This is a genomic window from Variovorax sp. P4_D9 (assembly GCF_056401695.1).
In genome coordinates this window covers 1-4,457 of sequence record NZ_JBFUIU010000714.1, presented here as the reverse complement: position 1 = coordinate 4,457, position 4,457 = coordinate 1, and the positions used below count along the sequence as shown (strand labels likewise).

Genomic DNA, 4,457 nt, shown 5'->3' with positions numbered 1-4,457 from the left:
GCGTGGCAGAAGCGGATTTGCCCATGGCGTGAACTCCATTTGAGCTATTTGATCGATGTATACATTTTTCGATCAATAAGATCAAATCGCGTCAGGGTGTTTCTGAAAGCCTGATCACGCAACTGCAGAGAACTGGCGCCGTTGCCACCGACGCGCGCCGGTTCGCCGCGCCGTGAGGGGCGCACACGGATAGCCCGCTTTCGGAGCGCGGTGGCGTTGTGCAAAACTGAAGGCGCAAATCGGGTTTCTGCTCGCGCTCGCTGCATTCGATACTGACCTTCTCAGGCGTTGCGGTCGATATCCGCCTGATGCAGCCCCGCTGCCCTAGCAACCGTTGATTTTCGCCGTGCCAAACTGACCGATGCCGCCGGTAGCAGCTCAGCCCAGAAGGCGAGCGACGACTTTGACTTTTGAGCGCGAAGCCTATGTCATTCATCTAACAAGGCCATGCGCTGATGGAGAACCGCTCGGCGGCGCGACGCTTCGAGCGCCCCTGATGCAGTCTCTTCGTTGGCCAGCTTGGCAAACACCTCCCGCTGGTCGAGCAATGACGGTCAACAGCGGTATACAGCGCAGCCGTTGACGGTGATCAACGGGTTCCCCACCGGGATTCGACCATCGAAAACGGCAGCTACGTCAGCGCTTGATCGATGGCCGCCAGAGCCCAGCCATTGCCTGCCGCAACAGCCGTCGCGCGAACCTCGCGCAGCCGGGCCATGGCCGCGGTGTCCTTGGCCGTCTCCGCCGCCGCGACGATGGCGCGCGCCCGTTCGACCATCAGCTCGACCCAGGGCAGGGTTTCGACATGGAACATCCGCTCCAGCGAGCCTGCATCGCGCAGCGCGCACGACCAGTCGCGGGCTGCGAGGCTGGCCTCAATGGCGTCGCGGTAGAACCAGAGGTAGTTGTGGGCGAGCCCGGTCTCCTTCAGCAAGGCTTCGCCTTCTGCCAGGTGCGCGGCCCGCTCTTCGGCGGAATCCGCCACCCGTGCCAACCGCCCCTCGAGCGCGGCGCCGATGAATCCGAGGCCGGTCTGCCGCGCGAGCGCGACTGCCTGCTCCAGATCGTTGCGGGCCCGTTCGCGATCTCCCCGCCGCAGCTTGTGCTCGGCGGAGAAGTACAACACGGTCGCCTCGTAACGCCGCGAACCGGCCAGCCTCGCGAGCACGAGCGCCTTGTCGACTGACGCGCTGGCCTCCACGAAGCGGCCAGCCTCGGTGAGCACCTGGGTCAGCGTTGCCTGTGCGAAGACTCGCACGGGCACGACGCCGAAGCGCTGCGCGTCCTCGCAGACCGAATGAGCCTCGGCAATGGCCGTGTCCAGCTGATTGGCGTACCACAGACAGTGCCCGATCATGCAACGGTTGGGTCCGGCGATGCGGATCTGCTCCTCGCATTGCGCGACGCAGCGTCTGAAGTAGTCGAGCGCACTGGCCATCAGGCCTTGGGCGTAGCGCGCGTCACCAAGGCCACTGAGCGCCCGCGCTCGGCTTTCCGGGTCGCCGCATTGCTCGGCAAACTGCAGCGCGAGCGCATGCTGCGCGTCGCACTCGGCAATTCGGCCCTGAGAAAAATAGAGGTTGCCCTGCGTGTGATGGATGCGCGAACGCTCGATGGTCAGTTCGAGCCGTTCGGCGATCGGCTGGGCCTCGCCGAGCGCTTGCATCGCAGTCGCGAATTCGCCCGTCACGCGATAGCCTGCGGCGATGCCCATCCAAGCACGGCAGCGCAGCAAGTCGTCGCCGGCCAGTTCGAGCGCACGCTGAAATGCGGCTATCGATTCGGTCGAGCGTCCGATCTCGCGCATCATCTCGCCGCACAGCAACGCGAGTTCGCAGCCGACCGCGGCGTTGCCCCGCGCCGGGTCGACCGCCAGCGTGCCGCCGCGCTCTGCCAGGCGCAGGGCGCTTTCGAAGCGCGACCGCCCGGCCTCCTGGGTCGCCGCACGCAAGTAGGCCGCCGCGGCCGCCGCGTCCTCGGCCCGGTCGAGATGCTCGGCCTGCAGCACCGGATCGTCGTCGCCGAACYAACGCGCTGCGGCCTGATGCAATTCGCGGCGCCGGCTCTTGAGCGTCGACGCGTAGACAGCCTCCTGGATCAGGGCGTGCGCGAAGAGAAAATCCGCGCCATCGGGGCGCACGATGTCGGCCGCCACCAGCATGTCGCAATTCGCATTCGGCTCGCTTGCGACAGCGCGCAGGTTGAGAAGCGAAAAGCGCTTGCCGATCACCGCAGCGGCCTGCAAGGCGGTGCGGTCGGGCGCGGCGAGACGGTCCATGCGCTCCAGCACCAGACTCTGGATGGTCGGCGGCACGGCTGGCGCGAGCCCGGGTGTCTCGCCGGCGCGCGCGGTTTGCAGCAGCTGTTCGAGGAACAACGGGTTGCCCTCCGCGCGTTCGATACACATCAGTGCAAAGCGGCTCGACGCCTCGACCAGCCCGCCAGCCAGCAAATGCGCCTCCTGCGGCCGCAGGGGTGCCAGATCTATGGTCATGAAGGCACTGCCATGGATCGATGCCCGCCAGGCCTTGTCGATCGGATCGCCCTCGATGCGCGATGTGAGCAGCAGGATCATTTGCGCCCGCGCGGCCGCACGGGTGATCGCCGCCACCTGCCGCAGCAACTCCGGCGAGGCCCAATGGATGTCCTCGATCAGCACCAGTTGTGGACGCGCCGCGGCGGCTCGCTGCAACAGGGAACTCAGCGCTTCGCTCGCGCGTCGCAGCCGGGTGGCGTTGTCCATCGCCTCAAAAATCACCTCCAACTGTTTCGGCTGCGGCAGGTCAAGCCACTCGTTGACGAACAACAGGTCGTCGTCGGTCACCAGGCCTCGCGCGGCGGCAGCCTGCAGCGCCGCGCCGCGTTGGGCTTCGTTGTCGCCCGCGTTCACCGCCAACAGCGTCTTCAGCAGGGTCGAGATGGCGTCCTGCCCTTTGCCGACGCCGAAGTCCAGCACCTGGCCCGAGGGCGTGTCGAACCCCTGGTCGCGAGCGCGCGCTCGGAACTCTTCCACCAACCGGGACTTGCCGATGCCCGCCTCGCCGCGCACCAACACGGTCGCACCGACGCCTGTCTCGCGCACGGCATCGAGCGCACTGACCAGCTGCCCCAGCTCGGCTTGTCGGCCGACGAAGGGCATGCGTTCGCCACGGGCTTGGCGCAGGCCGAGCACACGCCAGAGTTCCATCGGCGCAGCGAAGCCCTTGACCACCTGGTGGCCTGCCGCCTGCACCTCGACGCCAGCGGCGACTTCCCGGTACAGCGCGTCGGAAATCAGCGTCTCGCCCGCCTGGGCCAGCGCATCGAGCCTGGCGGCGAGATTGACCGCGTCGCCGGTGACCGAGTACTTGGCCTTGCCGCCGCCGCTGATGACCGCGGCCACCACCTCGCCTTTGGCGATTCCGATGTGCAGCCGCAGCGGCACGCCGTGGCAGTCCGGAACGCCGGTGGCCGCGCTGTGCATCGCCAGCGCGGCATGCAGCGCTCGCTGCGCATCGTTGCCATGGGCCACCGGCGCGCCGAAGACCGCCATGACGGCGTCGCCGGCCCGGTCGATCACGCGGCCGCCGTGGGATTCGACCACCCCGTCCATCGCATCGAAGAAACGCCCGAGCATCTCCCGGATCTGCTCCGGGTCGCTGCTCGCGCATAGCGCGGTGTAGCCGGTGATGTCGGCGAACAGCACGGCCGCCTGACGTCGATCCGCGCTCGTCGTGTCAGTGTCAGGCGCCGCCGGGGCGTCGCGCGAGAGCTGGCGCGGCGGCTCTGCCCGGGAGGGAGCAGGCGGGACAACCCGCGTCGGCGTACCGCATTGGCTGCAGAACTTGGCCAGTGCCCCAAGCTCGTGGCCGCAGTTCGCGCACTGGGGTGGCAGCGCGGTGCCGCATTCCTCGCAGAACTTGGCCTCTTGCGCACTGGGATGGCGACACTGTGGACACTGCATTCGCCGAGTTTCATCGCTGGCGCGCGCCGTGTCGAGGGCCGAAGGGCGTAGTTGCGGCGGTTCGGATGCATACTTGCCGAACACGGGACGCTTCAAAGAGGGCTCTGGCGACTGACCGGACGGGACTTGCGGGCTGCCTTTGCAGGTGCTGCCTTCTTCGCAGGCGTGGACGCATCATCCTCGCGGAACACATTCATGAAGTGCCCGCCGGGATGGTCATACAAGCCAGCGTCGACACCTGCCTGCTGCGGCGACATCGCACCTGGACGGCAGACGACCGGATGCGGCGTTGTCCTCCCTCGGTCATCACGACTTCGCCAAGCACCGGCCCCGATCATGACGCAATCGAACCGCTTCTCCTCGAGAGTTTTCCATGCCTGATAAGAAGCCAATCACGGGTTGTAGGCCGTCAAGTTTGACTTAGCGTGCGCCGCGGCGTTGTATTGGCCTGCGGTGGCTTCCCCTATGACGTGGAGCGTCGCAAGCAGCTGTTCCCACATGCGCCGACCGGCCA

At 66.9% G+C, this 4,457-nt stretch carries 1 protein-coding gene; it reads right to left on the bottom strand.

What is annotated here, in order from left to right; translation table 11 throughout:
* Window positions 1-631: 631 nt before the first annotated feature.
* Complete coding sequence (locus AC1DY5_RS43340; RefSeq protein ID WP_478120588.1) at window positions 632-3,943, bottom strand: adenylate/guanylate cyclase domain-containing protein; 3,312 nt, start codon at window positions 3,941-3,943, stop codon at window positions 632-634.
* Between the last annotated feature and the right edge of the window lie 514 nt (window positions 3,944-4,457).